At 45.4% G+C, this 2537-nt stretch carries 4 protein-coding genes; 3 read left to right on the top strand and 1 reads right to left on the bottom strand.

Going from position 1 to position 2537, the window contains the following annotated elements; genetic code table 11:
* Positions 1-406 precede the first annotated feature (406 nt).
* Entirely contained in the window at positions 407-1267 is an 861-nt protein-coding gene (locus tag AKL11_RS07440) for a reverse transcriptase domain-containing protein (protein ID WP_253705186.1), read from the bottom strand.
* Between AKL11_RS07440 and AKL11_RS25060 the strand changes: the two genes are divergently transcribed.
* Genes AKL11_RS25060 through AKL11_RS07430 form a run of 3 tightly spaced genes read left to right on the top strand, consistent with a single transcriptional unit; the run spans position 1196 to position 2458 of the window.
* On the top strand, positions 1196-1348 hold the full coding sequence (locus AKL11_RS25060; protein ID WP_157673456.1) for a hypothetical protein: 153 nt from the start codon (positions 1196-1198) through the stop codon (positions 1346-1348). The two genes, AKL11_RS07440 and AKL11_RS25060, sit on opposite strands and share 72 nt — an antisense overlap.
* Before the next feature lie 19 nt (positions 1349-1367).
* Positions 1368-1892 carry a hypothetical protein gene (locus AKL11_RS07435; RefSeq protein ID WP_067515940.1) on the top strand — a complete coding sequence of 175 codons (525 nt, stop codon included), beginning with the start codon at positions 1368-1370 and terminating at the stop codon, positions 1890-1892.
* The gene (locus AKL11_RS07430) at positions 1829-2458 is read left to right on the top strand and encodes a transposase (RefSeq protein ID WP_095210245.1); all 630 of its coding nucleotides are present in this window, start codon (positions 1829-1831) and stop codon (positions 2456-2458) included. The genes AKL11_RS07435 and AKL11_RS07430 overlap by 64 nt, the downstream gene beginning before the upstream one ends.
* Positions 2459-2537 lie beyond the last annotated feature (79 nt).

The raw sequence follows: 2537 nt of genomic DNA, 5'->3' as shown, positions 1-2537 counted from the left end.
TAGTGATGATAGCTGGATCAGTTATGTTGGAAACCGATTTCATGATGATCGTACAGGTGGAAACTATGAGGAAACAGTAGTTCAAAATTCCTGAGCCGGCTCGTAATGGATTAACTGATTGATCGGTTAGTCAGTTTATATGATTTCAAATGATCAACTACTTATTGCGGCCCATCTCCGGTTTTTACTTTCAAGTCCGACAGCCTCCTAGTGCAGCCAAGCGTTATAAGACATACATCCCCGTTCATCCTGAGCGGAGTCGAAGGATCAAAGCACCACACTTCGACTCCGCTCAGTGTGAACGGTATGGGTATTAATCGGGATAGGACGAAGTCTCACAACTTCGCTCCTCCCACAACACCGGCCATACGGATCACGTAGCACGGCGTTTCAAATCACTCTGTATTCATCTTACTGCCAGTTCAGGCAGTCCAAGGTTCCTGAAATATCTGTTTGGCAATGCTTTGGTTAAAGCTGGACTTCCACTCAATCGCCATACTCCATGTGCTGATTTAGCAGTATTCCATGCAAGGAATCGATCCACACCCAAGCGCCTCAGCATTCGGTAGCCTTTACCTCCCCATTGCTTCAAAAGATAACACCGCAATCGTCGTCGAATCCATTTGTCCAAATCTCGCAGAGGACTCAGTATTTCGGCAATATTGAAATACGCTTTCCAACCAAGCAGGGATTTTCTCAGCTCTGCGATTATCCGGGTGATCGAATGGCCTCTCGTTCGACGGCTCAGTTGTTTAACGGTAGCTTTCAGTTTCGCCAGTGCTTTATCACTGACCTTCACTTTCAACCCCCGTCGACTGAACGTAAACCCAAGGAAGTTGCACTCCCAAGGTCGGCCTACTCCACTCTTTTGGGTATTCACTGTGAGTCGCAGTGATTCTCCAATAAAGCGTTTCAGGCTTTTCATTACACGTTCTCCCGCTCTCTGACTTTTCACAAACACCACAAAGTCATCAGCATAGCGAGCGAATGTGAGATTCCGCTTTTCCAGTTCCCAGTCCAGATTATTTAACACAATATTTGAAAGAATAGGCGACAGAGGGCCACCTTGTGGTACACCTTTCGTACTGGCCTGTTTTATTCCATTGATACAGACACCGGCTTTCAGATAACGATTAATTAATCTCAGTAGCGATACGTCTTCCTGTTGTGCCTTGAGTCGGGACATCAACAGATCATGATTGACGTTATCAAAGAACGCTTCGAGATCACAATCTACAACCCAATCGTAACCATTCTTAAGAGCAATGGCACTGACTTAAGCTTCCAACCATTGGCAGCTAAGGACTCGCCCGGAAAGAAAATCGACTATAAAAAGTCAAACCAATAAACTTTCTTCCGAGCGAGCCATGAACAAGTGTAGCCAAGAGTTTCTCTCCCTGACCGATGATTGCCTTCGCCAATTTGCGCAAACAGAAAGTGATGAGCTTTCCTCGATTATCACTTCTGATGACTTAAACTCTTTCCAGAACAGCTATACCAAGTGCAGAGTTCGGGATTTTCCTCCCGTTAAAACGTTAACTTTATTCATGAGGCAGGTGGCAAGTGATACAAAATCCTGCCGCCACGCCCTGATTGATGAAGCAAGAGATCAGGTCGCTAAAGGCAACAGGGTGCCTTCTACTCACACTGATGCTTATTGCAAAGCACGACAGCGTCTGACGGAAGAATCCATTAATGCATTACTGCGTACATCGGGGAGAACCCTTGATAGCGCCTCGCCTGATTCATGGTTATGGAATCAGCGTCGTGTACTACTTACTGATGGCTCAACGCTGCTAATGCCTGACACAGAGCAGAATCAAAAAAAATATCCGCAATCAAGCTCCCAAAAAAAGGGCTTGGATTTCCCGTTCTCAGAATCCTTGTTCTGATATGTCTTGGCAGTGGTGCGCTACTGGATTTTGCTGTTTCGCCTTACGAAGGGAAAGAAACCGGCGAGCAAGCCCTGCTCAGAAAATTGCTCTCTCATTTGCAAGAGGGTGATGTCCTGCTAGGTGATGCGAACTTTGAAAATTACTTTCTTCTGGCTCTCTTGTTGCAGGCTCGGTCTGACGTAGTGTTCGAGAAAAACGGCTCTCGCCTTATTGATTTTCGCAAGTGTGATAAAAAGCTGGGCAGCAAAGATGGTTTATTTAAACTGACACGGCCAGTTCGCCCCAGCTGGATGAGTAGTGAACTTTATGAGCAGATGCCCGAAGAGCTTGTTATTCGTGCAGTCAAAAACAAACGACGCACGATTATTACCACCTTATTGGACGTTGAAAAATACCCCCGAACAGAAATTATCGCACTGTATCTGAAGCGCTGGCATGTTGAGACAGATATAAATGTCATCAAAACAATCATGAAAATGGATATGCTGCGCTGCAAAAGCCCGGCCATGGTGAGAAAAGAAATATCCATCAACTTTCTGGTATACGCGATGTTCGACTTTTAAACTGACCTGAAAAAGGCATGACTGACCTACTTTTCTGCTATTAAAAACAGTGGATACAAAGGAGGAAACCAGCCATGCC

This window comes from Endozoicomonas ascidiicola (assembly GCF_001646945.1).
Lineage (GTDB): Bacteria > Pseudomonadota > Gammaproteobacteria > Pseudomonadales > Endozoicomonadaceae > Endozoicomonas > Endozoicomonas ascidiicola.
This window is presented reverse-complemented; position numbering and strand designations above follow the sequence as displayed.